Source organism: Bradyrhizobium sp. CCBAU 51765 (genome assembly GCF_015291725.1).
Taxonomy (GTDB): Bacteria; Pseudomonadota; Alphaproteobacteria; order Rhizobiales; family Xanthobacteraceae; genus Bradyrhizobium; species Bradyrhizobium liaoningense.
In genome coordinates, this window is sequence record NZ_CP030038.1 from 8000061 (window position 1) to 8026115 (window position 26055).

The following is a 26055-nucleotide window of genomic DNA, read 5'->3' on the forward strand; positions in this document are numbered from 1 at the left end:
CGAAGAATGATATTTTCCAGTTCGCCTCAAAGTTCAATCCGCTTGCGCGTTGAGCGACTAAGGCGGTCTGGGACCAATAACTTCTTCTACCGCGATAGAGCGTCTTCGCGTTTCTACACAACTAAGACCCATACCGGACGTCTTCATCTGACTAGTTGCTCAATCCGTCCCCTGCCTCACGCTCATGTGTCCAGAGAAGGCCGCCGCCGCCATTGAATTACGATCGTAATTTTATATTATGGACATAATGGCATTGGAGCTGAGACCTCTCGTCTACGGCAACAGTGAACTGCCGCACACGCTTTTCGTGAGGACCCCTATGAACGACCTTACCGCCGCTTCACGGCGCATGGCAGCGCAAGAACTTACGGATGACTCGTTGGGCGTCGTGTCCGCGGCAGCAGCTATTCGCAATGGCGAAATCACTTCAGAAGCTTACACCACAGGACTTCTGCAGCGTTCGCGAGCGCTTGCCGAACTCAATGCCTTTATCACCATCGACGAGGACGCGGTGCTGGCGGCCGCGAGGGATGCAGACAAAGCACGTGCTTCGGGATTGCAGGCTCCGCTGCTGGGTGTGCCGCTCGGGGTGAAAGACAGTTATTTGACGGAAGGGCTTGCTACCAGCCTGGGCCTCGCTAGCCTCGCCCATTTCGTGCCGCGCGAAGATGCGGTCGCTGTCCGTGCCATCAAGGATGCAGGCGCCATCGTCTTCGGGAAGAACAACCTTGTCGAGATGTCCTACGGCTTGACCGGCCATAACGCACGTTACGGCCAGGTGAAGAATCCGCACGCATGCGATCGTATGTCGGGCGGCTCATCGAGCGGCTCCGCCGCAGCGGTGGCCGCAGGCCTCGTTCCGGCGTCGCTGGGCGGTGACACCGTTGGGTCAATCCGGGTGCCCGCATCGTTCTGTGGTGTCGTGGGATTCAAGCCAACGACCGGACGTTGGCCGCGCGATGGCGTTGCTCCGATCTCCCATACCCTCGACACGACGGGCGCATTCGCGCGAAGCGTCGAGGACTGCATTTTGCTCGATCAGGTCATGACGGGTGAACGGGCGGCCGCCCAGTCCTCCAATGGCGGCCACGATCTCAAGGGAGCCCGACTGGCTTTTGCGCCCCGACAGTTTCTCGAACTGGTGGACCCGGATGTCGAGACCCGGTTCCGCGAGGTGGTCCGGCGGCTAGAGGACGCTGGCGCCGAACTGGTTGAGGTCGACCTTGGCGACGATTTCAACGCCCTGATCCAAACCGCGACATGGGGCATCTTCGCTCACGAGACGATGGGCGCGATTTCGGAGTTCCTTCGCCGCCATGACATTCCGACCACGTTCGAGGCGATCTATGACGGGCTCAAACCTCAACTTCGGCAGGCGTGGGGACACATCGCCTTACCGGGCGGTGCGGGTGCTATCTCGGCAGAGGCCTATCAGACTGCGCTTAACGTGAGCCGGCCTGAAATCCAGCGCCGTCTCGGCAGGGCGTTCGTCGCTCATGGAGCGGACGTCGTTCTGCAACCGACGACGCCATGCACCGCGCCGCCAATCGAGGAGCAAGCGATCGTCCATATCGCTGGGCAGGAAGTCAGCTATCTGGCCTTGGCAAACCACACCGTATCGGCGAGCAGCGTGGGGTTGCCGGGTGTCAGTCTTCCCGTCGGCCTTTCTCGCGCCGGACTGCCAATTGGCCTGGAGCTCGATGCTTCGCTAGGTAGCGACCGGACGCTTCTGGCCCTTGCATGCAAGATCGAAGGCGTTTTTGGTACCGGGCCGATCGCGATCTAGCGCCGTGACCCATAGTGGCTGCGGGATATTGGTGGAACGAGAAAATGCGCTTCGAGAAAGGTCACAAGGCGGAGACACGACGCCACATTGTCGACGTGGCATCGAAGTGCATGCGCCGGGACGGCATCTCTGCCGCCGGAATTGCGGGGATTATGGGCGAGGCCGGCCTCACCAAAGGAGCCTTCTCTCCGCACTTCGAGTCCAAGGACGCGCTTGTTCGCGAAGCGCTGGGCAGAGCGCTGCGTGAGCAGCAGCATTGCCTTGAGCAAGATCAGCTTAAGGGCACCGATCTCGAAGGCACGATCCGCCGATATCTGAACCGCGCTCACCTTGAAGGCGCCGCGGACGGGTGCCCTTCCGCGGCATTGCTTCCGGAAATCGCCCGTCAACCCCTGTCCACCAGGCAGGATTACGAGAAAGCACTGCACAGCTACGTCACGACTCTGGCCGCACTGCTTCCCGGCGAAGATTCCGTCAAAAGGCACCGGCGCGCGACGGCCATCTTCGGCCTCATGGTGGGCACCTTGCAGTTTGCGCGAGTAGTGCCTGACGCTGCCAAAGCGCGGCAGATCATGGAAGGTGGCGTGGAGGCCGCGTTGCACTTGGCGCGGGCTCCATCAACTTAACGTCAGGAACCGCGCGGAGAGGCCCAAGCCGGCATGCCGCGTGTCCCAAATACCTGAGTCCGCTTCTGACCCAACCCGGACATCGGGGGCTGCGCAGCCTCTACCGAGGGGGGCCCACGATCAACGGAATATGCCCCCGGATACGCCTTTGGACTCATCTCGGGCTGACGCTTATTCACCGGCTCACCCATTCAAAATTCCGAGTTGCGGGCGCATATTGTAGCGGTAGCGCGTCGCGAGGTGACTTAATGAAACGCCGCGATTTTGTCACTCTTCTCAGCGCTGCGGTAGTCGCCTTGCCCCTCGCAGCCCACGCGCAGCAACCAGCGGTGCCGCGGGTCGGCTACGTCTGGAGCGGCGCTCGCGGGACGGACGTGTACTACCAGACCGGATTCCGTCAAGGACTGGCAGACCTTGGATATGTAGTGGGGCGCAACCTGCTGCTCGAAGAACGTTACGCCGACGGAAAGCCGGAGCGCGTTCCTGCGCTGATCGCTGAACTCCTCAAGCTCAACGTCGATGTTCTCGTGACTCCAGGCACACCCACTTCGCAGGCTGCGCAACGTGCAACATCCACCGTGCCGATCGTCTGCATGAGCGGAGATCCCGTAAGAGCCGGTCTTGTGGCAAGCCTTGCCCGCCCAGGCGGCAACATCACCGGGCTGTCGCAGTTCTCCGGCGATTATGGCGTCAAGTGGCTGGAGCTGCTGAAGGAGGCGGCACCGAAAATGCGTCGTGTCGCCGTGTTGTGGAACCCTGACAATCCGACGACCGCCAACCAAGTCGAACTCATGCAAAACGCGGCATCCGGGCTCGGTCTCGAGTTGACAGCCCTCTCGGTGCGGCTCGCGGAAATCGAGAACAGCTTCACCGCGCTGGAAGGGAGCGGCCTCGATGGCGTCGTCGTCACCGACGATCCCTCGCTGATACCTCTCGTTCCCCGGCTGATCGCGCTCACCGCAGAGCGGCGCTTACCGACGATCTATCCATTCCGCGATTCGGCTCAGAGAGGAGGACTGATGTCGTACTCGGCCAATCTTTTCAAACTATGGCGACGCGCTGCAGCCTATGTTGATCGCATTCTCAAGGGGGCGCGTCCGGCGGAGCTTCCCGTCGAGCAGACGACGGAGGTGACCCTGAATATCAACCTCAAGACCGCTAAGGCGCTCGGTCTCGACATCCCAATGACGCTGCTCGCCCGCGCCGACGAGGTGATCGAATAGATGATTGCGGCGGTGCATGAGTCCGTTCTTGGCCCGGAGCCGCCGGTGAGGGCAGAGCAGAGCGCGTCCGCTCTGCCCCCAAACCCAGACGTCTACCTGTTCTGTTATCGCGAGGGCATCGTCGACCTCGATGCCGAGATATCGAACGGTGCTTTCGATCTTCGTATGGCCCAGAAGGAGCTGTACGGCTCGCAGATTACCGGTTCGGCGATAGATCAAGGTCGCCTTGGTGCCGCGAAGAGAATGCGTCCCGAACAAGTGGGGGTCCAGTCCGATGTCGGCGAGCCAAGAACGCCGAGCGGTTTTGGGGGCTGAGACGCGCCAGCTGTCGAGATCGTCTACACGATGAAGTCTGTCGCATGGAGGTCCGCCGTTTGGACCCCTTGCAGCGTTATCGTATCGCTGGCGGTCAGGTGGATCACAGCGTTGCCCGCGCCGTCGTCGCTGATCAGGCTCTTCAGCGCGGTCCAATCCGCGAAGCCGTAGTCTTGGACGTCGATCAGATCGTGCTCGGTCACCGTGCTGCCAACGGTGCTGTTGCCTTGACCGAAATCCTGGATGAGATCCTGGCCCGAGCCCTTGTCGAACACGAAGACGTCGCTGTTTGGTCCGCCCCACATCTCGTCATTGCCGCCCTTGCCGTTCAGGACGTCCCTGCCGCCCGTGATCGAACCGGGCGCGGCTGGGTAGTAGTGCCGGGCGTCACCCACCAGAATGTCGGCGTACGATCCGCCCGTGAGGACGTCGTTGCCGCCATGCGCGTTGCCGGACATGGAAAAGGCGTCGCCGACCATCAGGAAGGAATAGTAGTGAAGGTTGCCGTGGAGATCGACGACGGTCAGGGTATCGTTTCCACCACGTGCATCTCCTGAAAGCTCATGCGCATCGCCGTACAGGTTTCCGCCTCCGGTCTGCGCTTCGTTCCCGATCGTGAAGGTAAGGTCGTCATTGCCGCCCCGTGCGTGATCGGTGAGGCCGGGAGCATCGCCGTACAGAACTGCCGAGCCGGTCTGGCCGGTCTGATGAGCGGCCAGCGTGTCGTTGCCGCCATGAGCGTCCCCGGACATGATGCCGCCATCGCCGACCAGCGTGTTCAATGACCTGCCGCCGAACACGCCGATGACGGTGTCATTGCCGCCCTGTGCGTGGTCGGACATGGCACCCTCGGCATCGCCAAAGAGCGAAAAGCCGTTGCGTATCGAGTTCGTACTGTCGCCGATGACCGTGTCGTTGCCGCCTTTGGCATGGCCGGACATGGATTGCGCGTCGCCGTCGACGATGACGGTGCTGAGCGAGCCCGCGAGGTTCACCCTGAGTGTGTCGTTGCCGCCTTGGGACCGGTCCAGCAGGGTTGCCGTATCACCCACGAGAGTGAGAAACGTCATGCTCTCGACGTTGACGGTCATGGTGTCGTTGCCGCCACGCGCGTTGGCGGGGAAATCAGGATCGCCGAACAGGGTTTCGAAATTGATGTCCGGGAAGGACAGTGTGATCGTGTCGTTGGGCAAACGGCGCATGACAACTCCAACTTCAGGGCAGAGAGGACGTGAAGATGCGAGAATCGCTTCAACGGTCAAAGCTACTTCGGGTTGATGACCGAGATTCGCTCAGAATTGGACTTGATTGCTACCGCCGCGCAGCGTTCATCATTCCACATGTCGCCGGGGAACCGGCCATGTCGATCAACGAGTGGAGGTCTTGTCAGCTTGCGACGGAAATGCCTTGGCAGGCCAAGCTAGAATAGCATGCATATTACTCAGAGTGCTAGACCGGGCTGCGATTCAGCTGTCGCGTCGAGATGACTCCGCTTTCTAGCGGCCCTGATCCCTCGATCGATATGTCTGAAGGTGTGTCCACAGCGGAAGTGGTCTCGCGAATAAGTAAAGGCAGCTTGTGACCCTGAGCGGTCATTAACGCCGCTTGAACCCCTGGTCAGCGTCCCAGCCCGATCCACGATGTTATTCGCGTCCCCGAACGCGGCCCCTGCATGGGCCAGGCAAACGCTGCTTGGGGCAAGTGAAGCTCTCGCGATTACCGCCCACACGTCCGTAACAAAGTGCTAGGCTCCTCTTGCAGCGGCGTGGCTAGTCTGGTCGTTCGGAGGAGCTGTGACGGAGCAGCGGGTTCAGAGGCGGCTAGCGGCAATCTTGGCCGCCGACGTGGTCGGTTACTCCGCGTTGATGCAACGCGCCGAGGAAGCCACATACGCCGAGTTCGAGCGGCTCAAACAAGAATTGATTGAACCCAGCCTCTCCCGCAACGAAGGGCGACTTATCAAAACAACGGGTGATGGCGCGCTCGTCGAGTTCGCCAGTCCCTTGGCCGCCGTGAGATGCGCGGTTGAGATACAGGATGATCTCGCCTCGGGGACCAGTCCCTTCAGGTTACGCATCGGGCTCAACCTTGGTGACGTTATCGTAGGGCAGGACGGTGAACTCTACGGCGACGGGATCAACATTGCTGTCCGGCTGGAGGGGATTGCCGATCCGGGTGGCATACTGATTTCCGAGAAGGTGTACAGCGAAGTTGAAGGCAAGCTGGCGGTTAGCTTCGAGGATCGCGGCGAGCAGCAGCTCAAGAACATCTCCAGGCCGGTCCGCGCTTACGATGTCCGCGCTGGAGCGTCTGGCGCGCTGACCGAGAGACTAAATGCGGCTCCGCCGCTTCCAGACAAGCCGTCGATCGCCGTGCTGCCGTTCGAGAACATGAGCGGTGACCCCGAACAGGAATACTTCGCGGACGGGATGGTTGAGGAGATCACAACCGCGCTTTCGCGGTTCAAATCGTTGTTCGTGATCGCTCGCAATTCGAGCTTCACCTTCAAGGGCAAAGCCATTGACATCAAGGAAGTCGGGCGCAGGCTTGGCGTGCGCTATGTCCTTCAGGGAGCGGTGCGCAAGGCGTCCGGGAAAGTTCGCATCACGGCCCAGTTGATTGAAGTGGCTACGGCCGCACACATTTGGGCGGAAAGGTTCGAGCGTGACATGACGGACATTTTCGCGTTGCAGGACGACGTTACGCTCGCCGTTGTCTCCGCTATTCAGCCTAGGTTGTTTCAAGCAGAAATTGCACTGGCGAAGCGACGGCGACCGGAAGATCTCACCGCGTATGATCTTTATCTCCGGGCTATACAGCGGGCCTTCCGAGCGACCCGCGAAGGGTTGGCCGAGGCACTCCGACTGGTCCAGCGCGCCTTGGAGATTGATCCTGAATTTGCTGCTGCCGCTGGTCTGGCAGGTGCTTGTCACGCGGAAAATGTGGTCAGGAGCTTTGCCGTCGATGCCCAATTCGAAAGCCGGGAAGCCGTTCGGCTTGTACGCGTGGCATTGAAACTCGACCATGACGATCCAGAGACGTTAGCAAATGCTGCATTGATCTCGGCACTTTTGGTCGGTGATTGGGAGACAGAGATCGAGATGTCCGACCGGGCGGTTACGCTCAACCCAAATTCATATCGCGCATGGAATTGCAGAGGTTGGGTCTACAAGGTTGCGGGTCAGCCGGAAGAAGCGATCCGGAGCTTTGAACGTGCCGTGCGAATGAGCCCCTTAGACCCGCAACAATACATAGTCCTAACCGGAATGGGATTTGCCCTTATTGAGCTTCGTCGCTTTGACGAGGCCATCAGTGCAGGGAAGAAAGCCCAGCGTCACAACCCCTCCTATCCAGGACCATACCGCTGCCTCGCATCCGCTCTCGCCCATCTTGGGCGCGACGCTGATGCCCGTGAGGCGGCGGCTCGTATGCTTGAGATCGACCCCGCTTTCACAATATCGGCCTGGATCTCTCGGAGCCGGCTATCAATAAATGCGAAGCTGATGATCGAGGGTTTTCGGAAAGCGGGATTGCCCGAATGAGCCCGTGCGCGTCCTCGTCGACGGGCTGATCAAAATAGGGCTAAATTTACCGCGGCGCATGAGTCTGCTGTTGGCCCTCAGCTGACCAATCACGGCATGGTCGGCGATGGCTGCATTTGCCCCAGGGCGGACGTTAAATTTACAGCGATCGAATGTCCGTTACTGGCGCGTCCGAAACTATGGACGGCGTCGAGTAATGCTGGCTCCGCCTTGCCGCCGTGCGAAGTCGACGAACGCCTTGAACGCGGCGGTCGGGTTGCGCCGGCTCGGATAGTAGAGACTCAACGGCGACAGAGTGGGCGTCCAATCTTCAAGCACGGGCACAAGGCGGCCTGCCTCGATGTCGTCTCGCACGTCGGACTCCATCGCCAGGGTGAGACCGACGGAAGCGAGGGCCGCGGTGCGCGCGAGGCTCGCTTCGTCGAGGGTGATGGGGCCCTCAACGTCGATATGGACCGATTGTCCATCCTTCTCGAATGGCCAGCGGTAGATTGCACCATCGGGAAGCCGCACGCGGAGACAGGAATGCGCCGCGAGATCCTGGGGGATCAGGGGCGTCCCGTGCGCTTTCAAATAGCTCGGTGTTCCCACCACAACATTGCGCCGCGCGCCCCCCAATGGGAGTGCGATCATGTCGGCCGGCACAAGGCCTGAGCTACGGACGCCGAGATCGAAGCCACCTGCGACAATGTCCACCAGGCGACCCTCTGTGACGATGTCGATGTGGACGTGAGGATAGATGCCCAGGAACGGCAGGACGAGCGAAGTGAAGATCTCCCGCGCCGCTGTCGGAAAGGCGTTGATGCGCAACGTGCCAGAAGGGGTGGCCTGTTGAGAGCGCGCAACCTCCATCGCCTCATGAATGTCCTGCACGGCCGGACCGACTTGCGCGAGGAACCGCTGACCTGCCTCCGTCAACGAGACACTTCGCGTCGTCCGGTTGAAGAGCCGTACGCCGAGCGTGCGCTCCAGCTTTCCGACCGCGTTGCTGAGCGCGGTCGTTGAAACCCCGAGCTCAAGCGCAGCCGTGCGAAACTTGCCCCGGCGCGCGACCATGAGAACTGCGTCTAATTCCGTCAGGCTGCTTTGCACGATTATCCCGTCTTTCGTGATGAAACATCCCGAATTGTCCTGATTATCGCGCCAGATGTCCATCGCTATCTTGGCTGGCAGGCGCACTTGCAGCCGCTCCCGGCTGCGGCCGCATCAAGCAGGACAAGAACCAATGACGCTGGAGCTTCCACCCCCGATTGCCGCGTTTGTGGCCGCGAACGCCCGTCTCGACGTAGAGGGAATGTTGAGCCCCTTCACGCGCGACGCGATCCTTTTTGCTGATGGAGGCCGTCACGAGGGCTACGCCGGAATGCGCGCCTTGTTCGAAGAAGCGGTGATCCCGGTCAAGGCGATCTTCACGCCGGATGCCGTTCGCCACGAGAACGGCCAGGTCGTGGTCGAAGGCCCCGCCCATGGCGACTTCAAGGGCAGCCCGATCCGCTTCACCTACCGCTTCACCCTCGACCACGACGCCATCAAGGCCTTGGAGATCACGGCATGACCATCAAGGCTGATCCGAACGAATTCGCAGGAAAGCGCGTGCTCATCAGCGGCGGCACCAAGGGCCTGGGCCGCGCCACCGTCGACCGCTTTCTGGCTGGCGGCGCCCGGGTGATCACTGCCGCCCGGGGAGCCGCCAAGCCCATCGAGGGCGCCGAGCTTATCCAGGCGGACCTGACCACGGCCGAGGGCGGAGAACGCCTGGCCAAGGCGGCCCTTGATCGCTTTGGCGGGATCGACATTCTGGCCCATAATCTCGGGGGATCGGCTATGCCGCCCGGCGGCTTTATGGCTCTGACAGACGACCTCTGGCTCTCGGAACTAAACTTGAACCTTCTAGCGACGGTTCGCCTTGATCGCCTCCTGATCCCGCAGATGATTGAGCGAGGCAATGGCGCGGTGGTGCACGTGACCTCGACCCAGTCGGTGCTGCCTCTGCCCGAGTCAACCACCGCCTACGCCGCCGCCAAGGGGGCGCTGAGGACCTACAGCAAATCCATTTCCAAAGAACTGGGTCCAAAGGGCGTCCGGGTCAACATCGTCTGTCCCGGCTGGATCATGACCGAGGGTGCCGTCGACCTGGTGAAGAATATGCAGGCCGCCAATGGCGGCACGTTCGAGGAAGCACGGCAAGCTGTCATGGCCTGGATCGGCGGAATCCCGATCGGGCGTGCGGCCGAACCTTATGAGGTCGCCGACCTCATCGCCTACCTGGCCTCGGGTCGCGCCGCCGCGATCCACGGCGCTGAGTTTGTTATCGACGGCGGCACTGTCCCGACCGTCTGATCAAAGTGACACCTCCACGCTTGGCCGGGCTGGCCTGGCGTGGAACAGACGCATGCCATGGCCTGATCGTCTCAACTTTTGCTCTCCGGCCTCCGTGCGGCTGTCCGCTGCTGGCCCACAAGCGACATTGTCGGTAGCGCCGGCATCGCTACGTAGTCGCACGATGCCGGCGTTCACGTCAGGTCGGCGACTTCTTGTGCGTCAGAGGTCCGGATGCTGGTCCCGCACGGTGCTCACGCTTTCGAGCAGCGACGCAAGATGCAGGATGGTCGACTCGGCGAGCCAGCTTCCGACGAGCTGCACGCTGATCGGCAATCGTTCCTTGCTGGTGCCGAACCGCATCGACAGGCCGGGCAAGCCAGTGATGTTGAGCGGCACGGTCGCGCCCTGGAGGTAGGTGGCATCCACCTTCTGACCGTTGATGAGGAACTCCACGACGCCATGTTTGTGGGCGGGGATCGGCAGTACCGGGGTGATCAGCGCGTCGTATTTCTTGAAATACTCGGCATAGCCGTCACGCAGCCGCTCCGCCGCCTGCTCGGCGTCGATGTAGTCCTTCATGGACGTGTCGGGCAGCGAGAGCATGGTCTTGGACATCTTGTACATTTCGTCCTCATGGCCGGCCGTCGCCTCGGCGAACGCGGGCTTCATCTCCATCACGTGGAGGCGGTTGAACACGTCGAGGGCGAAATCGCGCTCCAGCGCCGGGATGCTCACCTGCTCAACGAATACGCCGACGTCCTTCAGGGCCGCGGCCGCGGCCTTGACGGTCGCCGCCACCTCGGGATCGATTGGCCCGAAGCCGGGTCCGACCATCCAGCCCACGCGGAGTTGGCGGTATGGCTGGCGGCCGATGCCCGCATCGAACTGGCCAATGCTGGTGGCAAACGCGTCCTGGCCATCAGGCCCGGCCAGTTGCGAGAAGGCGAGCGCGATGTCGCGAACCGAGCGGGCCATCGGCCCGACATGCCAGAATCGGCGCGGCGCGCGCGGCCAGATGCCGGTCATGGGTACGCGGCCATGGGTCGCCTTCATTGAGGTGATGCCGGTTTGCGCGGCCGGGCCGCGCACGGAGATCGCGAGGTCGGTGCCGAGACCGATCGGCGACATGCCCGCCGCAATAGCCGCCGATTCACCGCCGCTCGAGCCGCCCGGAGTGCGGGTCACGTCCCAAGGGTTGTTCGATCGGCCGGAGAGCAGGTTATCGCTCTCAATCCAGTAGGAGAATTCGGGAAGGTTGGTCTTCCCCAGCAGGATGCCGCCTGCCTTCTTGAGTCGCGCGACGCTCGTCGCGTCGACGTCGGGAACGCGCCCCTTGAAGATCGGCGAGCCGCGCTGGGTCGCCACGTCCGCAGTGTCGATCGAGTCTTTCACCGTGAAGGGGACACCGTGCAGCGGGCCGAGTTCATCGCCCGCCAACACCGCGGCCTCCGCCGCCATTGCGCCTTTGAGCGCACCGTCCGCGAGCGTGACGATCGCGTTGATCTTCGGGTTCACCGCCGCGATGCGATCCAGGTGCGCCTGCACGACCTCGACCGGCGAGACCTCCTTGGTGCGGATCAGCTCGGCCAGCTTGGTTGCGTCGGAAAAAATGATCTCTTTGGTCACGGCTGTATCCCTACTGTTGGGGGGGCGGCAGGACCTACCTGCCACTTGGTAGGCTGCACATAGGCCTTTATTTTTCTCGGTCAAGTCCCTATCTGTCACTTGGTAGGTAGTTGACGAATTGGTTCCCGGTGAAGCGGTAAGGCATTGAAATGAGTTCAAGTTCGAAGGAAGCCATCCTGGCGGCAGCTAGACAGACCGCGCAGGCGCATGGCTACAGCGGCTTGAGTTTCCGCGATCTCGCGGACCAGGTGGGCATCAAGGCCGCGAGCATCTACCATCATTTCCCGAGCAAGGCTGAACTCGGCGCAGCGGTCGCGAGGCGCTATTGGGAAGATACGGCTGCGGATCTGGATGCCATGTCGTCCGAATTCGCGGATCCGCTGCGCCGTCTGCAAGAATATCCCAGCATCTTCCGAAGATCGCTCGAGAGCGGCAACCGTTTGTGCCTCTGCAGCTTCATGTCCGCCGAATATGACGACCTGCCGGCGGAGGTGCAGAAGGAGGTCCAGGCCTTCGCTGACGTCAACGTCGTGTGGCTGAGCAGAAATCTTGTCGCGACGGGTTTGGTCGGACGCAAGGAGAGCGAAGCCCGAGCCCGCTCGATCTTCGCGGCAGTTGCGGGTGCACAGCTCATGGCACGGAGTCGCTCGGACATCTCTCTCTTCGATGCACTCATCGATGGCTACCGGGCGGCCGGTCTCCTGCCGCGCGGAAAGCAAGGATCTCGTCGGGCATAGAGCCCGCGCGTCAGATCTACATGTCGGCTCTTAGCCCATAGCTGACCTTGCCGCGCTGCCCGGCCAGCGTCAGCTTTTGACCGAAGGCGACATCGACCAGACGTCTCATCGGCCCTTCAACTCACCTGTGTGTCCTTGTGTTATTGTATCCCTTTCGAGACCTCGATGGAGGGAAGGATGGACATTCGATCGAAATTGATGGCGCTGTGTGAAGCGTTCAACGCGCACGACTTGGATTCCATCATGGAGTTCTTTGCTGACGATTGTGTCTTGGAGATGCCGAGGGGAAGCGAACCTTGGGGCTCCCGCTTCGAGGGCAAACGCAACGTACGAGACGGGCTCGCGACGCGCTTTGAAGGCCTACCGGATGTTCACTACGGCGACGCCGAGCATTTTGTGGATACGATGGCAAACACGGGCATTTCAAAATGGACGCTGACGGGCACTACAGCCGAAGGAAAGAAGATCGAGGTCCGAGGATGTGACTTTTACACTTTTCGCGCGGACGAGGTGATCCGCAAGGACTCGTATTGGAAGATCGTTGAAGGACCTTCGTCAGCCTAACGACGCACATGTCCGAATGTGGCCCTGAGCCGTCCAATCGCATGACCATTCGAGCGTCGGTTGTCAGACGGATACCGGAAGTGGCAATCCGCACGGACACCAGAGAGGCTGGTAGGATGGGTAGAGCGCCAGCGAAACCCATCAATCCCCCGCCTGTGGCAAACATGATGGGTTTGGCAAGGGCTCGACCCATCCTACGTGCTGGGCTTTGCTGGCAGTAACTGGTTAGTCTGCTGTTGGATCATCGGCGAAGCTGCGGCTCGCCCCCTTGAGGTCCGCCTCACGGGGTCTAGCGGACTGGAATTGCTCGCGTTGAGCTTTTCTTAAAGTGCCCCAACAGACCTTCCGATGCCTGTTTGATTCAGCGAGCGGTTCGCAGTTACCGGCCCGCCTCGATGCAGCCGAAGATTCCAGGAGCCACCCAGCTGTTCTGGAGTTGGCGCGTCGTGTGAAGCACTTCACATCAGGGCCCCTGGGGTTCGATTACTCTGATTGCGGAAGTCGCGGCGCATATCTCTTTGCTTGCTTAAAGGAGATTGCAGTGACGGAGACAATTCTGACGACCGCCATCAGGGCGGTAATCGTACTGCTGGCGTGGTCCTTCGCGGCGCACGCGCATGATCAGAGCCGCCCCGAACTCAACAGCTGGTTTGAGAGCCTAGAAAGCGGCAGGGGTCCATGCTGCTCCGGCGCCGACGGCACGGCGCTGTCCGACGCCGACTGGGAGGTGAAGGACGGCCACTACCGCGTGCGCATCAAGAGCCAATGGTGGGACGTACCGGACGAGGCCGTGATCAGGGGGCCGAATCGCGCCGGTCGCACAATGGTCTGGCCCTTCTACGATTGGACGCTCGGCGAGGCGCGGATCGAGATCCGTTGTTTCATCCCCGGAGCCATGATGTGACCGACATGGCGTTTCAAACGAAGCATGTCCTGCACCTGGCCGTCGTTGCTGGCCGAAGCTGTTCCGGCGGAACGATACTGAAGCAATTTTCTGATCGTCGATAAGCGCGCGCCTTGCACAAGGGAGGCTGCTATGGGCGTAATTTTTCATCAGGAAGTTGATTGCCGCGTACGACACGATCCCGCGACAAGCGGGCATCGTAGCCACCGTCTTGTTTGCGCGATGCTCTGCGTGGCGTGCATATTCCAATTCGCGCGTGAAGCTCGGGGGCAATGCACCGCACGAGATGTCCTGCAGAACCATTTGACGCTCAAGAAAGCTCCTTCGGCCGGCGTGCCGCAGGTGCCGGTCAGATCCGCCACCGACGTCCCAACGTGGAAGACGATTGCACTGGGAACTTTTGTAGACTCGTTCGCTCTCCGTAACGCGCTGGACAAGAAAGGCTGCGGCGTCGGAGGGCTGGCTGCGGAAATTCTCGCTCGACCGGCCTTTGTCGTTGGCTCTACGAAAACAGTCGTGGAGCTCGTCGCTGTATCGGCGGTCGATCTCGGCTTCAGAGCCGATGTTGTCACTCTGGCTGCGATCTATGCGCGTGCTCAGCTATTCGGTTTTGAACTGGCGGCTGCGGAGGTCGGTCCACAACTGAGGCTTCAGTATCCAGACCAGCCTATGGGTGAATTTCTCATCATCGGAATGGAGCCAATCAAGAGGTGGAGCGGCGAGCCGGTCATTCTAAATGTAGGTAATGGCGGGGCCGGACTTATCCTCATTGGTCAGGATGGCCGACCTGACGCAGAAATAGCAGCAATCTCCCGCATTGTATTCGTACGGTCCAACAGACCCGTGCCCGCTGACGAACTTGCGAAGGCAGCAGCACTCCCGCCGCCGCCCTGAACACGATACGCCGGCAGCGCAGGATGCCTTTCAAGCCGGCCGCAGTGTGCGACCGGCGGCATATTTCCGCACTTCGGTCGGCCCTCAGGATCGAACTCCATGTCCGCTGGCCGTCGGCATTCAAGGCAAGATTCGTTTTGGTGTTCCAGGCTGACCCTGGCGGTTGTTGGGGCCGCTTCAGAGCGTCAGCCACCGGTGCGCACACCGGCTGATGACCACTCAGCCGTGGTACCGCTCGAGCAGGCTTCTTTCGACCTTGCAAATGTAGGTGTACTTCGGATTGACCACCTGCGTGCAGCGGGCTTCTGCGATCTGGCCGAGCAGCATGTAGCCTTCGGCTGCTGGAATCTTCCAGTCGTCCTCCATCCAGTAGACCATCTCCTCGAAAGCCATGCGCATCGCGTCTTCGAGCGGGCGGGCGCATCCCAGCGTGCAGATGTGGGTCGCGGTCTCGATGCGCGGATGATTCAGCCTCGCGGGGGCCTTGGCCAGCGAGACCTTGACGGTGAGATTGGCCGCGATCTCGATCGCGCCCATTCCGTTGCATTCGCCGTCGCCCTGGATGGCGTGACAGTCGCCCAGGAAGAGATGCGCGCCGTCCTTGTTGACGCGGAAGAAGATGCTGTTGCCCGTGGTGATCTCCTGGACGTCCATGTTGCCGCCATGCGTCCCGTTGTCGACGGTGAGAACCGCTCCGTGCACAGGGGCGACACCGGCCACGCCGATCATCGGCTTGACCGGCAGGCGCAGATGCTCGTTCCAATGCACGTGGCCGTCCTTGACCTCGACGACGCGTGTCTGGATGCCGAATTCCTTGCGCCTGACCCAATCGGGAAACATGCCAATGCCCGGCCAGAGCGCCGTGAAGCCGAGTTTGTCGAGCTCCATGTTCACCACGTCGAGACGCAGCATGTCGCCCGGCTTTGCGCCGCGCACCTCGATCGGTCCGGTGGCACCGTTGACGAACGGCATCGTCACGTCCGCCTCGGTCAATTGCTGTCCGAGATGACGGATGGTGCCGTCATTGGCGTTGATGGCGCATTCCACCACGAAGGTTTCGCCGGGCTCGACACTAGCGATGAACTTGTCGTCGCCGGACAGCGCGTATTTGATGTTGCCGGCCTTGCTGATGCGCTTGGACATGGTCTCTCCATGGACATTTGCGGATGTGATGAGGTTGACGCGCGAAGCGGATGAGAGTCGCAGACGATCTTCCCTAGGCCCGCCGGCGCCAGGGCATCAGCAGCCGTTCGATCTTGCCGACCAGCCAGGTGAGAACCAGCGCGAGCACGATCGTCACGACCAGCGCGGCGAAGACCTTGGGGATGATGTAGAGCGATCCGGCTTTGAAGATGGCGTGTCCCAGCCCCTCGGACGACGACATGAACTCGCCGACGATGGCCCCGATCAACGCGAAGCCGACCGTCAGCTTCAGCCCTGCGAAGATATCGGTGAGCGACGCCGGGATCACGAGCTTCCGGAAGATCTGGAATTTCGAGGCGCCGAGCGTCTTCATCAGATAGATCTGGTCGCCGTCGACGCCGACGGCTCCCTTGTAGGACGTTACCAGCGCGACGATCACCACCGACAGGGTCGACATTGCAACCTTCGAGACCAGTCCGGTGCCGAACCAGATGATCACGATGGGCGCGAGCGCGATGATGGGGATCGAGCCGAGCGCGATGACGAACGGTTCGACGACCCGGGACACGAAACGCGAGTACCAGAGCGACAGGCCGAGCAGGGTGCCGACCAGGTTGCCCATGAAGAAGCCGAGCAGCGTCTCCGTGCCGGTGACCGCCGCATCACGCCACAGGCTGCCGTCCTGTGCCATCTGCACCAGGAAGCCCGCGATCGCCGACGGCGATCCGAACATGAAGGCGGCCGGGCTGCCCTTCGGCGTGGCGCGTTCCCAGACGACAAGAAGAGCGGCCAGAACGAGAGCTTGAGTCGCCAGCACGGCGATGCCGAAGCGCGCGCGCTTCCACTTTGCACGGGCCACCGGCGACGGAACGCTTCCGGCGGGCTTCGACGCGTCAACCATGCTGGTCTCGATATCCGTCGTCATTGGATCGCAACGTCGAGATCGGCCCAGATGCGCCGGACGTAGCGGCTGAAATCCGGGTTTTCGCGCAGCGAGATGACGTCGGCGCGATCGGAGCCGAGTTCGATCTCGTAAGTCGCCTTCACCGCAGTCGGCCGCCGCGTCAGCACGATGACGCGATCCGCGATCGAAACCGCCTCCTCAATGTCATGGGTGATGAGCAACATCGAGCGCCCGCCTTTGCGGACCAGACTGACCATGTCACTCTCGATGAGCAGCTTGGTCTGAAAATCGAGCGCGGCGAACGGCTCGTCCAGGAGCAGCACGTCCGGGTCATTCACCAGCGTGCGCGCCAACGCGACCCGCTGCCGCATACCGCCCGACAACGTCGCGGGATAGTGGTCCGCGAACCCATGCAGTCCAAGCTGGTCGAGCATGGCCCGGCTGCGGTCTTCGGCCTCGGCAGCAGGAACACCCCGGATCTCCAGGCCGAGCATGGTGTTGGCGAGCGCCGTGCGCCACGGGAACAGGAGGTCCTTCTGAAGCATGTAGCCGACGTTCTGAGGCTGACCAACGACCTGACGGCCGTGCCAGCGGATGCGGCCGGCATCGGGCGCCAGCAGACCGCAGAGCGTGTTGAGCAATGTGGTCTTGCCGCAGCCGGAGGGACCGACAATGCTGACGATCTCACCCTTGCGCAGCGTCAGGCTGAGATCGGCAATCACCGGCACGACCTGCCCGTTGAGGTCGTAGCCTTTTGCGACGTGCTCGACGACGAGCGGAAGAGCAGTGCCGTTCACGGCCTCGCCCTGACCAGGCCTTGCGTGTGTGGCAGCCTCAACGCTCATTTCAGGCTGGCAATCGCCTTTTCGGCAAACGAGTTGTCGATGATCTGATCGAACGGGACTGATCCCTTGGCGTTGCCGAGGTAGATCTGCATGTCCATCAGGTTCTTCCACTGATCCTGCTTGGTGATGACCGACTGCGCCGGGATGAGATATTTCAGCTCGGCGTCGATCGCCTTGTCGACGACGTCGCCGGGAAGATCGGGGAATTCCTTGCGGGCGACCTCCTTGGCGAAAGCGGGATCGGCGTAGGTCTTGCGCGAGGCCTCCTCGAAGGACGTGACCAGCGCCTGCACCATGGCAGGGTCCTTCTGGAGCGTCGAGGGCAGCACCATGATGCCGGTATTGCAGAACGGCCCGACATAGTTCGAGAAGTCGAACACGACCTTGGCGCCTTGAGCCTCCGCCGCGGCGACGCTCGGCTGATAGGCGACCGCCATGTCGGCCTGCCCGGCCAGCATCGCCGCGATCTCGGTGCCGGGATTGACCGGAACGATCGTGGCGTCGGTGCCCAGCTTCAGGCCGGCTTTCTCCAGCATCCGCTTGGTGACGCTGAAATTGGTGTTGGGCTCGGGCGAAGTGACGATCTTGAGACCCTTGAACTCCTTCGGGTCGGTGATCGGTTTGAGCGTCTTGGACACCCCAAAATAGTGCGCACGCTGCACGACCGTACCGACCACGACGCCGGGGCCGCCGTTCTCGCGGGAGATCTGCGCCATGGTCGCATCGCCAATCGCGAAATCTGCGGAGCCGCCGAGCACGGCCGCAAAGGTCTGGGTGTCGCCGCCGGCGGCGGTCACCTTCATGTCGAGACCGTTCTTCTTGAAGATGCCGGCATGCATGCCGACGTAGAGGTTGATGTAGCCCAGATTGTGCACGGCCTCACTGAAGCGAACGGTCTTGAGCTCGGCGGCGGAGGCGATGCGGGATCCGAGCAGCGGCACGGCGCCGATTCCGGCGGCGACAACGGACGAGGCGGCAAGGAAGGTGCGGCGACTGAGCGCGCGGCTGCTCGGCGGAGCGGGACGAACATGGTCGGTCATGGCGCTGACTTCTCCAGGGGATGCTGACGGGGCAGCCCAAAGACTAGGCGCCGACTGCACCGCATCAAGCCGAAATAAGCGACGCGATTTGCTTGCGATTTGGCGCGGCCCCTCAATATGTCACGCCATTGACGCAGAGTGCCGGTGCATGGCCTGCAGACGCGGCTTTGCTGCCCGCCGCATCATCGCGCTGCCGAATTCAGCACCGCGCGCGAATGGTTTTCGTCATTTCTGACATTTTGACTGCATAAAAGATTTGCAGGCCGCGTAGTGTGTAGCCACGCCGTCCGCGACGGCCGCACGCGACTACGGATTGACGCGCACCGAGGAGAAGCGGCCAGTCAAGGCCCCTCCGCATTTTTCGGCCGCGATGCGGCTCGCCCGGGTCGGCTCGCGCGGCGGCGCCGGGGACTGCAAAGGAACCTCGTCCTTCCTGACGCCGCCATCCGCCTTGCGCAGAAGTTCGAAGAGATTATTGACCAGCCCGCGCAAACGCAGATTCTCCGATTTCAGATCGTTCATCCGCTGGACGGCGGGAACATCGAGCGTGCCGAAGTTGCGACGCCACCGGTAGAAGGTACGTTCCGTGATGCCGGCGGCCTTGCAGATTTCTGCAATGGACACCCCGGAACTCGCCTCGGCGAGCAGATGAATGATCTCATTCTCGGTGAATCGGGATCGCCTCATCGTTCTCTCCATCGGCCCGTCATTTGCAGAGGCTCGAACGCCGGCCCCGCGCTGGGCCTGAGGTCAGTATAGCCGAAGGATTGCCGGCGCCTAGAATATCCGAGGACGATTTTGCCGATCGCAGCCGTGGCGATCCGGGGCGGATTGCTCTTGGAGCCAAAATGCCGAATCGCTACGCCTGGAGTTGTCCAATGCAGCGCCGCCACGAGATACCCGCCACGCCCGAAAACATGGTGTGGGGCTATTTGGACTGCAACACGCCGCCTGTCCTCGAGGTCAATTCCGGCGACAGCGTCACACTGCATAGCTTCCCGGCCGGAGGAAAGGAGACGCTGCCGGACGATCGGTCTTTGGTCCCCGAAGACTACCTGCTCGCCCTGGATACCATGCAGCCCGGGCCGGGGCCTCACTTCATTACCGGGCCTATCCATGTGCGCGGTGCCAATGTCGGCGATGCGCTCCAGGTCGACATCCTCGACGTCAAGGTGCGCCAGGACTGGGGCTTCGTGTCGGTCCTTCCCTTGCTCGGAACGCTGCCGGACGAGTTCACGGACTATGAAACGATCCATCCCAGGATCGACCGCAAGCGCGAGGTCTGCATCATGCCGTGGGGCACTGAGATCCCACTCGCTCCCTTTTTCGGCATCATCGCCACTGCCCCGCCACCGAGTTGGGGCCGCTGCGGCTCCCCCGTTCCGCGCTCGTTCGGCGGCAACATGGACAACAAGGAGCTGCGGGCCGGCACAACGCTGTATCTGCCGGTGTTCAACGAGGGCGCATTGTTCTTCGCCGGCGACGGCCACGGCGTGCAGGGCGACGGCGAAGTCTGCATCACCGCGCTCGAGACCGGCGTGACCGGGACATTCCGCCTGACCGTGCGCAAGGACATGGATATCAAATGGCCCTTTGCCGAGAGCGCGACACATCTCATGTCGATCGGCCTCGACGAGGATCTCGACGATGCCGCCAAGCAGGCGGTCCGGGAAATGGTCAAGCATGTCTGCGCACGGACGAACCGAACGCGCAACGAGGCCTACATGTTGTGTTCGCTGGCTGGCAATCTGCGCGTCACGCAACTCGTCGACGGCAACAAGGGCATCCATATGCTGTTGCCGAAGGCGCTGCTATAGCGGCCCGCCCAGGCACCGAAAATCAGTCTTAAAGCACGGGCTATCGCCGCTGTCCCCGCCATGCGTCGCCAGCAGCTTGACCTTCGCCCAATTATGTAACATATAAAGTTACATGAGACGCGACTCCCGCCTATCCGGCGTGCTCCACGTGCTGCTCCACATGGCGCAGCAGCCGGGTCCCTTCACATCCGAGACTCTTGCCAGAGCGATGGACACCAATCCGGTGGTGATCCGGCGCATCATGGCGGGGCTGCGGGACCTTGGTTACGTGAGCTCCGAGAAGGGGCATGGCGGCGGCTGGATGCTCGCCTGCGACCTCTCGAAGGTGACGCTGCGCGACGTCTATGCCGCGCTCGGCAGCCCGTCGCTGCTGGCGATGGGCAACCGGACCGAGGCGCCCGGCTGCCTCGTCGAGCAGGCGGTCAATGCCGCGCTCGACCAGGCCTTTCACGATGCGGAGGCACTTCTGCTGCGGCGCCTCGGCGAGGTGACGCTGGCGATGCTGGGCGAGGACCTGCGCAAGCGGCTCGGGCCTCGCAAGATCCACGACATCAGCGCGCATCGCGCGTGAACGGCTCCAGTCACGGGGACACCATCATGACCGACATTCAAGCCGCATTCTCCGATCCGCAATTCGTGGCGAGGTACACGGAGGGGCCGCGGCGCTTCGTGCCGGGCTATGAGTCCATGCAGGCCATGACGGCAATTCTGCTGGCCGAGCGCGCGCGTGACGATGCGCGGGTCCTCGTGCTCGGCGCCGGCGGCGGCCTGGAGCTGAAGACGTTTGCGCAGGCGCATCCCGGCTGGCGCTTCGACGGCGTCGACCCGTCCGCGGCGATGCTGGCGCTGGCCGGGCGGACCCTGGGAGAGCTCGCGCCACGCGCACGCTTTCACGAAGGCTATATCGACGATGCCCCGGAGGGACCGTTCGACGGGGCCACCTGCCTCTTGACCCTGCACTTCGTCGATGTCGCCGAGCGCCGCCGCATCGCCTCGGAGGTCCGCCGCCGCCTCAAGCCGGGCGCAGCCTTCGTGATCGCGCATCTGAGCGCGCCGGATGGCGAGACCGAACGTCCGCGATGGCTGTCGCGGTACTCCGCGTTCCTGGCGGCGTCCGGCGTCGAGCCCGAGCAGGCAGCGGCTGCGAAGGATGCTGTCACCAATCATCTGCGCATTCTGGCGCCCGCGCAGGACGAGGCGATCTTGCGCGAGGCCGGCTTCTCCGAGCCGACACTGTTCTACACCGGTTTCGCCTTCCGCGGCTGGGTGGCGTACGCCTGAGACGTCACAGCCTTCCTCAGCGATCGACCGGCACGCCAGGGCCGAGATGATACCGACTCGAGAAGAACACCAGCGGCGTGGAGTCACGGTGGTCGCAGCCCGAGACTTCAGCGATGATGAGCGTGTGGTCGCTGACCTCGACGTGCCGTGTGACCTCGCAGGCGAACCAGGCCATGCAGCCGGACAGGCGCGGCAGGCCGTCAACGATCTCGTAATGCGGTGCCGCGCCGGTGTTCGGCTGGCTCGCGAAATGCCGCGACAGATTCCGGCCGTGATCCGGCAGGACGTTGACGCAGTAACGTCCCGTCGCCGAGATCGCCCGAAGCATGCGGCCGGGCATGACGGAGACCAGCACGGTTGGTGGCGAAAGGCTGACGGTGACGAAACTGTTCGCGGTCATGCCACAGACAGAACCGTGCTCGTCCAACGCGGTCAGCACGGCGACGCCGGTCGCAAAGCGCGATGCGGCCTCGCGGAACGAGGCGGGATTGACGCGGGGCATGTCGCTTCTTGACTGCATCGAACTTCACGCAATCGCCCTGACCGACTCTGGCGGCGCCGACATGCGTTCGATCCAGGCCTGGATGCGCTGCGGCGTGGAGATGCGGTCCCACTGCCGGTCCGGATAGTTGAAATTCTCCGTGAACTCGTTCGCCAGTGCCGGATTCTGGCTCATCGCGCCGATCAGCATGCCCAGCGCTTCCGTCGGCGGCTGCAGCATCACATTGGTCCAGCGCGAGGCCGCCAGCACGCGGTCCTGCCGCTTCAGGTCGATCTTCTCGCAGAGGCGCGCGTCGAGCGCATCGGCGTTGACGATCTCTTCGCCGAGCACGAAGGCCGCATAGGAGGCGACATTGGCGCCCTGGCCCATCATGGGATCGACGATGGCATGGACGTCGCCGAGCGCGATCGCGCATTTGCCGTCGTCGAATTCGACCACCGTGTTGCGCACCGTCGGGACGACGCCCCCTTGCAGCAGATCCTGCGGCTGCGCGAGATCGAAGCGGGCGGTATCGATGCGGTCGTAAGTGGTCGGGTGATGCTTCTCCAGCTTGCCCAGCAATACCTTCAGGAAGTGCTTCGGGTTGTCGTCGTAGCTGAGCGTCGCCAGCTCCTCCATGTCGCCACCAGGGACATTCTCCATCAGCAGCGCGTTGGCAATCCCGCCGAACGTAATGGTCGGGATCACGATCATCTCGCCATGCCCGGGAGAGACCGAAAGCGTGACGTTCATGGGATCGGGCTGCCGCACGCCGGTGTAGAGCCCGACGCACAGCCGCCGCTGCGGCTGCGAATAGGGCGTGTGCTCCGGCCGGTAGGTGAACAGCTGGCCCAGCGGCCCCTTGCCGGTGGAGACGACCAGGAGGTCGAAGCGCGCGACCAGCGAACGGATGTCGCGCTCCTCGATGCGGCGATATTCGAGCCTGCCGCCGCGCGTCGTGAAGTCCTGCATCAGGGCGGGAAGATAGATCCGGTAATCGACGGCGCGGCTTGGCTTGGAGAAGTCGCCGCGAAAGCGCAGCGGCTGCGGAAAATTGAAGACGTGGTCGTGGTAGTAGTAATGGTCTTTCGGATCGGGCCAGTGATTGACGCCGAGATAGCCCTCGCGTGCGAGCGTCACGTGGTGATGCGCGACGGTGTTGAGCAGCCGGATGTTGCGGTAGTCCTCGGGCGGCCGGTCGGTGATGACCGTGACGTCCACGCCATGCTTTTGCAGGTAGAGCGCGAGATGCAGGCCGGCGATGCCGGCGCCGACAATTCCGATATGGCTTGCCACGTGACTCCCCCCCGATTGCTTGTTTTGAGGGAGCCTAGCGGCCCGACCTGTTGCGCACTACGGAATATATGGGATATCATTTATTCCGGATCGGAATGAATTATGGACCGGATCGATTGCCTGCGCGCTTTCGTTCGCACCCTCGAAGGCGGCAGCTTCTCGGCGGCGGCCAAGGAGCTCGGCATTGGCCAGCCCGCGATCAGCAAGCGCATCGCGATGCTGGAGAGCGAGTTCGGCACGCAGCTGTTCTCGCGCACGACGCGCACGCTCAAGCCGACGGCCGAGGCGCACCGGATCTACGATCTCGCGCGGCAGATCCTCGACAATTTCGACATGGCGCGGTCGAGCGTCGAGCAGGCGGCGCCCCGCCCGACCGGCACGCTGCGGATCGGCGTGCCCTCGTCGTTCGGGCGGCGCTACATGATGCCCGTCATCGCCGAATATGTGCGTCACTATCCGGAGGTTCGGGTCGACATCCGCTTCAGCGAGCGGTTCGTCAATCTGGTGGAGGAGGGCATCGAAATTGCCCTGAGGATCGGTAACCTGGAGGCGAGCACGCTGGTCGCCCGCCGGCTCGGCACCGTGCAGCGCTACCTGGTTGCGACGCCCACCTATCTGCACGGCCGCCCGATGCCGCGGACGCCCGACGATCTCGGTTCGCACCAGTGCATCGTCTATTCCAGGATGTCGCCGGCGCATCAATGGGCCTTCGAATCCGAGCACGGCCGTCACGTCGCGTCCATCAACGGACCCATTCATGTCGACGATGCCGATGCGATGCAGGAGGCGACGATGCATCATCTCGGCATCGCGGTCCTGCCCGACTGGAATGCCGCGGACGGCCTTCGCAGCGGCGAGCTCGAACATGTGCTGCCGGACTACACGATCGCGGCGCTGCCGCTGCACGCGGTCTATCCGGAGACGCAGTGGATGTCGCCACGCGCGCGAACCTTCCTGGATCTCCTCGTGGAGCGCGCCGAACATTTCGCAATGTCCTGGCCGCAGGGCACCGGCATCCGTGCAGACGGTTGACGCCGTCCCGTGCGTCATTAAATGACGCCCATGAAAAAGATCGGATTCCTCTCCTTCGGGCACTGGACGCCCTCGCCGCAATCGCAGACCCGCTCCGCCGGCGACACGCTGCTGCAATCGATCGAGCTTGCCGTTGCTGCGGAGCAGCTCGGCGCAGACGGCGCCTATTTCCGCGTCCACCACTTCGCGCGGCAGCTGGCCTCGCCCTTCCCGCTGCTTGCGGCCGTCGGCGCCAGGACCAGCAGGATCGAGATCGGCACGGCCGTGATCGACATGCGCTATGAGAACCCGCTCTACATGGTGGAGGACGCAGGCAGCGCCGATCTCATCGCCGGCGGCCGGCTGCAGCTCGGCATCAGCCGCGGCTCGCCGGAGCAGGTGATCGACGGCTGGCGCTATTTCGGCTATCAGCCGGCCGAGGGCCAGAGCGATGCCGACATGGGCAGGCGCCATGCGGAGGTCTTCCTCGACCTGCTTCGCGGCGAAGGTTTTGCCCAGCCTAATCCGCAGCCGATGTTTCCGAACCCGCCGGGCCTGTTGCGCCTGGAGCCGCATGCGCAAGGCCTGCGCGAACGCATCTGGTGGGGCGCCGGCTCGAACGCGACCGCGGTGTGGGCGGCGAAGCTCGGCATGAACCTGCAGAGCTCGACGCTGAAGAACGACGAGACCGGCGAACCTTTCCATGTGCAGCAGGCCGCTCAGATCCGAAGCTTTCGCGCGGCATGGAAAGAGGCCGGCCACACCCGAGAGCCGCGCGTGTCCGTCAGCCGCAGCATCTTTGCGCTGATGAACGATCGCGACCGCGACTATTTCGGCGGAGAGCGCGGCGGCGAAGACCAGATCGGCTTCATCGACCCGCAGACCCGGGCCATCTTCGGCCGCTCCTATGCCGCCGAGCCGGATGTGCTGATCGAGCAACTCCGCCAGGACGAGGCCATCGCCGAAGCCGATACCTTGCTGCTGACGATCCCGAACCAGCTTGGCGTCGCCTATTGCGCGCATGCGATCGAGGCGATCCTGACGCACGTGGCGCCGGCGCTGGGGTGGCGGTGACATGGACCGGCGCGGCACGACCAGAAGTCGCGATTGACTTCGTGCACCACCCCCGCCAATGATCCCTTGGGGACTGTTGGACTGAATCAGGGGTTGGGGATGGGCTTGCGTCCGGGAATCTTCGTTGCGGCTTTCTTGCTTGCGGGGTGTGCGTCAGGGCCGATGGGCAGCGCGGCTCTGACAGATAACGTCAATGCAAAAACCGCACGGCTGGTGGTCTATCGCTCATCCGCCCTGGGTTTTGCAGTCCAGCCAAGCTATGCGGTCGATGGACGCGTCATTGGCGGCAGTCAGGCTGCGGGGTTCGTCGCCTGCGAGCTGCCTCCGGGCCGCCACGAGGTTGCAGTCAACAATCTTCCACTGAGCAGCAACCTGTTCGGGCAAGGAAGTGAGAAGGTGAGCCTCGATCTGCGTGCCGGCAGCACCACCTACCTCTCCGCCCAACCGCAGATGGGAATCGTCACGCCCGGCGCAATCACGTTGATCCAGGTCACGGAAAGCCAGGGCCGTGCCGACGTGGCCAGCTTGCATCAGAGCAACAGCTCATGTGGCAAGGCTTGATCTGAGACGCTCCGCGTTTCCTGAGGAGCCCGCTTCAGCGGGCGTCTCGAATGGCCGCACGAG

General features: G+C 62.6%; 26 protein-coding genes and 1 pseudogene. 16 read left to right on the forward strand and 11 right to left on the reverse strand.

Annotated elements, in window-relative coordinates; all coding sequences use genetic code 11:
- Window positions 1-319 precede the first annotated feature (319 nt).
- The 3 genes from XH96_RS37090 to XH96_RS37100 all read left to right on the forward strand — a co-directional run bounded on the left by XH96_RS37090 (window position 320) and on the right by XH96_RS37100 (window position 3635).
- Complete coding sequence (locus XH96_RS37090; protein ID WP_194390207.1) at window positions 320-1786, forward strand: amidase family protein; 1467 nt, start codon at window positions 320-322, stop codon at window positions 1784-1786.
- Between the two features lie 44 nt (window positions 1787-1830).
- Window positions 1831-2412: a TetR/AcrR family transcriptional regulator gene (locus tag XH96_RS37095; RefSeq protein ID WP_194390208.1), complete on the forward strand. Its 582-nt coding sequence runs from the start codon at window positions 1831-1833 to the stop codon at window positions 2410-2412.
- Between the two features lie 248 nt (window positions 2413-2660).
- Window positions 2661-3635, forward strand: a complete 975-nt coding sequence (locus XH96_RS37100) for an ABC transporter substrate-binding protein (RefSeq protein ID WP_194390209.1) — start codon at window positions 2661-2663, stop codon at window positions 3633-3635.
- A gap of 87 nt (window positions 3636-3722) precedes the next feature.
- On the opposite strand, the pseudogene XH96_RS37105 reads toward XH96_RS37100, so the two are convergent.
- Both XH96_RS37105 and XH96_RS37110 read right to left on the reverse strand, forming a co-directional pair.
- A pseudogene (locus XH96_RS37105) lies at window positions 3723-3923 on the reverse strand (tyrosine-type recombinase/integrase); the annotation flags it as partial.
- 50 nt (window positions 3924-3973) lie between these two features.
- Complete coding sequence (locus XH96_RS37110; RefSeq protein ID WP_194390210.1) at window positions 3974-5152, reverse strand: hypothetical protein; 1179 nt, start codon at window positions 5150-5152, stop codon at window positions 3974-3976.
- 630 nt (window positions 5153-5782) lie between these two features.
- Between XH96_RS37110 and XH96_RS37115 the strand changes: the two genes are divergently transcribed.
- Window positions 5783-7492 (forward strand): adenylate/guanylate cyclase domain-containing protein, encoded by a 1710-nt coding sequence (locus tag XH96_RS37115; protein ID WP_194390211.1) that lies wholly within the window; start codon window positions 5783-5785, stop codon window positions 7490-7492.
- Between the two features lie 177 nt (window positions 7493-7669).
- Here the strand turns inward: XH96_RS37115 and XH96_RS37120 are convergent, their stop codons facing one another.
- A complete protein-coding gene (locus XH96_RS37120; protein WP_371740197.1) occupies window positions 7670-8548 on the reverse strand; it encodes a LysR family transcriptional regulator in 879 nt (292 codons plus the stop codon).
- 169 nt (window positions 8549-8717) lie between these two features.
- Here XH96_RS37120 and XH96_RS37125 point away from each other — a divergent pair, with 169 nt between their 5' ends.
- Entirely contained in the window at window positions 8718-9047 is a 330-nt protein-coding gene (locus tag XH96_RS37125; protein WP_194390212.1) for a nuclear transport factor 2 family protein, read from the forward strand.
- Complete coding sequence (locus tag XH96_RS37130; RefSeq protein WP_194390213.1) at window positions 9044-9832, forward strand: SDR family oxidoreductase; 789 nt, start codon at window positions 9044-9046, stop codon at window positions 9830-9832. Before XH96_RS37125 ends, XH96_RS37130 begins: the two co-directional genes overlap by 4 nt.
- Before the next feature lie 201 nt (window positions 9833-10033).
- Here the strand turns inward: XH96_RS37130 and XH96_RS37135 are convergent, their stop codons facing one another.
- On the reverse strand, window positions 10034-11440 hold the full coding sequence (locus XH96_RS37135) for an amidase (RefSeq protein WP_194390214.1): 1407 nt from the start codon (window positions 11438-11440) through the stop codon (window positions 10034-10036).
- Window positions 11441-11589: 149 nt separating this feature from the next.
- Here XH96_RS37135 and XH96_RS37140 point away from each other — a divergent pair, with 149 nt between their 5' ends.
- The 4 genes from XH96_RS37140 (at window position 11590) to XH96_RS37155 (ending at window position 14539) form a co-directional block, all read left to right on the forward strand.
- Window positions 11590-12177, forward strand: coding sequence for a TetR/AcrR family transcriptional regulator (locus tag XH96_RS37140; protein WP_194390215.1), 588 nt, complete (start codon window positions 11590-11592; stop codon window positions 12175-12177).
- A 177-nt stretch (window positions 12178-12354) separates the two neighbouring features.
- Complete coding sequence (locus XH96_RS37145) at window positions 12355-12741, forward strand: nuclear transport factor 2 family protein (protein ID WP_194390216.1); 387 nt, start codon at window positions 12355-12357, stop codon at window positions 12739-12741.
- Between the two features lie 541 nt (window positions 12742-13282).
- A complete protein-coding gene (locus XH96_RS37150) occupies window positions 13283-13645 on the forward strand; it encodes a hypothetical protein (RefSeq protein ID WP_194390217.1) in 363 nt (120 codons plus the stop codon).
- A gap of 303 nt (window positions 13646-13948) precedes the next feature.
- A complete protein-coding gene (locus XH96_RS37155) occupies window positions 13949-14539 on the forward strand; it encodes a hypothetical protein (protein WP_371739920.1) in 591 nt (196 codons plus the stop codon).
- A gap of 219 nt (window positions 14540-14758) precedes the next feature.
- Here XH96_RS37155 and XH96_RS37160 read toward each other — a convergent pair whose 3' ends face one another.
- The 5 genes from XH96_RS37160 to XH96_RS37180 all read right to left on the reverse strand — a co-directional run bounded on the left by XH96_RS37160 (window position 14759) and on the right by XH96_RS37180 (window position 19158).
- Window positions 14759-15682, reverse strand: coding sequence for an acetamidase/formamidase family protein (locus XH96_RS37160; RefSeq protein WP_194390219.1), 924 nt, complete (start codon window positions 15680-15682; stop codon window positions 14759-14761).
- A 73-nt stretch (window positions 15683-15755) separates the two neighbouring features.
- Window positions 15756-16607 carry an ABC transporter permease gene (locus XH96_RS37165; protein ID WP_194390220.1) on the reverse strand — a complete coding sequence of 284 codons (852 nt, stop codon included), beginning with the start codon at window positions 16605-16607 and terminating at the stop codon, window positions 15756-15758.
- Entirely contained in the window at window positions 16604-17431 is an 828-nt protein-coding gene (locus tag XH96_RS37170; protein ID WP_246789887.1) for an ABC transporter ATP-binding protein, read from the reverse strand. Before XH96_RS37170 ends, XH96_RS37165 begins: the two co-directional genes overlap by 4 nt.
- On the reverse strand, window positions 17428-18471 hold the full coding sequence (locus tag XH96_RS37175; RefSeq protein WP_194390222.1) for an ABC transporter substrate-binding protein: 1044 nt from the start codon (window positions 18469-18471) through the stop codon (window positions 17428-17430). The genes XH96_RS37170 and XH96_RS37175 overlap by 4 nt, the downstream gene beginning before the upstream one ends.
- Window positions 18472-18777: 306 nt before the next feature.
- On the reverse strand, window positions 18778-19158 hold the full coding sequence (locus XH96_RS37180; RefSeq protein WP_194390223.1) for a transposase: 381 nt from the start codon (window positions 19156-19158) through the stop codon (window positions 18778-18780).
- A gap of 191 nt (window positions 19159-19349) precedes the next feature.
- Here XH96_RS37180 and XH96_RS37185 point away from each other — a divergent pair, with 191 nt between their 5' ends.
- From XH96_RS37185 to XH96_RS37195, 3 genes are all read left to right on the forward strand, one after another.
- Window positions 19350-20288 (forward strand): acetamidase/formamidase family protein, encoded by a 939-nt coding sequence (locus XH96_RS37185; RefSeq protein WP_194390224.1) that lies wholly within the window; start codon window positions 19350-19352, stop codon window positions 20286-20288.
- A 112-nt stretch (window positions 20289-20400) separates the two neighbouring features.
- Window positions 20401-20859, forward strand: a complete 459-nt coding sequence (locus XH96_RS37190) for an Rrf2 family transcriptional regulator (protein WP_194390225.1) — start codon at window positions 20401-20403, stop codon at window positions 20857-20859.
- 26 nt (window positions 20860-20885) lie between these two features.
- Window positions 20886-21569 carry a class I SAM-dependent methyltransferase gene (locus XH96_RS37195; RefSeq protein ID WP_194390226.1) on the forward strand — a complete coding sequence of 228 codons (684 nt, stop codon included), beginning with the start codon at window positions 20886-20888 and terminating at the stop codon, window positions 21567-21569.
- A 16-nt stretch (window positions 21570-21585) separates the two neighbouring features.
- On the opposite strand, the gene styB is transcribed toward XH96_RS37195, so the two are convergent.
- Together styB and styA are read right to left on the reverse strand one after the other, a co-directional pair.
- Window positions 21586-22071, reverse strand: a complete 486-nt coding sequence (gene styB, locus XH96_RS37200; protein WP_194390227.1) for a styrene monooxygenase NADH-dependent flavin reductase subunit StyB — start codon at window positions 22069-22071, stop codon at window positions 21586-21588.
- 24 nt (window positions 22072-22095) lie between these two features.
- Window positions 22096-23346 (reverse strand): styrene monooxygenase subunit StyA, encoded by a 1251-nt coding sequence (gene styA, locus XH96_RS37205; protein ID WP_194390228.1) that lies wholly within the window; start codon window positions 23344-23346, stop codon window positions 22096-22098.
- A 102-nt stretch (window positions 23347-23448) separates the two neighbouring features.
- On the opposite strand from styA, the gene XH96_RS37210 reads away from it, so the two are divergent.
- From XH96_RS37210 to XH96_RS37220, 3 genes are all read left to right on the forward strand, one after another.
- Window positions 23449-24378 carry a LysR family transcriptional regulator gene (locus tag XH96_RS37210; protein WP_194390229.1) on the forward strand — a complete coding sequence of 310 codons (930 nt, stop codon included), beginning with the start codon at window positions 23449-23451 and terminating at the stop codon, window positions 24376-24378.
- A gap of 30 nt (window positions 24379-24408) precedes the next feature.
- Window positions 24409-25431, forward strand: a complete 1023-nt coding sequence (locus tag XH96_RS37215) for an LLM class flavin-dependent oxidoreductase (RefSeq protein WP_194390230.1) — start codon at window positions 24409-24411, stop codon at window positions 25429-25431.
- A gap of 99 nt (window positions 25432-25530) precedes the next feature.
- A complete protein-coding gene (locus tag XH96_RS37220; RefSeq protein ID WP_028176331.1) occupies window positions 25531-25992 on the forward strand; it encodes a DUF2846 domain-containing protein in 462 nt (153 codons plus the stop codon).
- Window positions 25993-26055: the final 63 nt, after the last annotated feature.

Excerpts from the sequence above, each read along its gene's own strand:
- XH96_RS37090 (WP_194390207.1), top strand. The coding sequence starts at position 320 with ATGAACGACCTTACCGCCGCTTCACGGCGCATGGCAGCGCAAGAACTT.
- XH96_RS37095 (WP_194390208.1), top strand. The coding sequence starts at position 1,831 with ATGCGCTTCGAGAAAGGTCACAAGGCGGAGACACGACGCCACATTGTC.
- XH96_RS37100 (WP_194390209.1), top strand. The coding sequence starts at position 2,661 with ATGAAACGCCGCGATTTTGTCACTCTTCTCAGCGCTGCGGTAGTCGCC.
- XH96_RS37110 (WP_194390210.1), bottom strand. The coding sequence starts at position 5,152 with ATGCGCCGTTTGCCCAACGACACGATCACACTGTCCTTCCCGGACATC.
- XH96_RS37120 (WP_371740197.1), bottom strand. The coding sequence starts at position 8,548 with ATGGTCGCGCGCCGGGGCAAGTTTCGCACGGCTGCGCTTGAGCTCGGG.
- XH96_RS37125 (WP_194390212.1), top strand. The coding sequence starts at position 8,718 with ATGACGCTGGAGCTTCCACCCCCGATTGCCGCGTTTGTGGCCGCGAAC.
- XH96_RS37130 (WP_194390213.1), top strand. The coding sequence starts at position 9,044 with ATGACCATCAAGGCTGATCCGAACGAATTCGCAGGAAAGCGCGTGCTC.
- XH96_RS37140 (WP_194390215.1), top strand. The coding sequence starts at position 11,590 with ATGAGTTCAAGTTCGAAGGAAGCCATCCTGGCGGCAGCTAGACAGACC.
- XH96_RS37145 (WP_194390216.1), top strand. The coding sequence starts at position 12,355 with ATGGACATTCGATCGAAATTGATGGCGCTGTGTGAAGCGTTCAACGCG.
- XH96_RS37160 (WP_194390219.1), bottom strand. The coding sequence starts at position 15,682 with ATGTCCAAGCGCATCAGCAAGGCCGGCAACATCAAATACGCGCTGTCC.
- XH96_RS37165 (WP_194390220.1), bottom strand. The coding sequence starts at position 16,607 with ATGACGACGGATATCGAGACCAGCATGGTTGACGCGTCGAAGCCCGCC.
- XH96_RS37170 (WP_246789887.1), bottom strand. The coding sequence starts at position 17,431 with ATGAGCGTTGAGGCTGCCACACACGCAAGGCCTGGTCAGGGCGAGGCC.
- XH96_RS37175 (WP_194390222.1), bottom strand. The coding sequence starts at position 18,471 with ATGACCGACCATGTTCGTCCCGCTCCGCCGAGCAGCCGCGCGCTCAGT.
- XH96_RS37180 (WP_194390223.1), bottom strand. The coding sequence starts at position 19,158 with ATGAGGCGATCCCGATTCACCGAGAATGAGATCATTCATCTGCTCGCC.
- XH96_RS37185 (WP_194390224.1), top strand. The coding sequence starts at position 19,350 with ATGCAGCGCCGCCACGAGATACCCGCCACGCCCGAAAACATGGTGTGG.
- XH96_RS37190 (WP_194390225.1), top strand. The coding sequence starts at position 20,401 with ATGAGACGCGACTCCCGCCTATCCGGCGTGCTCCACGTGCTGCTCCAC.
- XH96_RS37195 (WP_194390226.1), top strand. The coding sequence starts at position 20,886 with ATGACCGACATTCAAGCCGCATTCTCCGATCCGCAATTCGTGGCGAGG.
- styB (WP_194390227.1), bottom strand. The coding sequence starts at position 22,071 with ATGCCCCGCGTCAATCCCGCCTCGTTCCGCGAGGCCGCATCGCGCTTT.
- XH96_RS37210 (WP_194390229.1), top strand. The coding sequence starts at position 23,449 with ATGGACCGGATCGATTGCCTGCGCGCTTTCGTTCGCACCCTCGAAGGC.
- XH96_RS37215 (WP_194390230.1), top strand. The coding sequence starts at position 24,409 with ATGAAAAAGATCGGATTCCTCTCCTTCGGGCACTGGACGCCCTCGCCG.
- XH96_RS37220 (WP_028176331.1), top strand. The coding sequence starts at position 25,531 with ATGGGCTTGCGTCCGGGAATCTTCGTTGCGGCTTTCTTGCTTGCGGGG.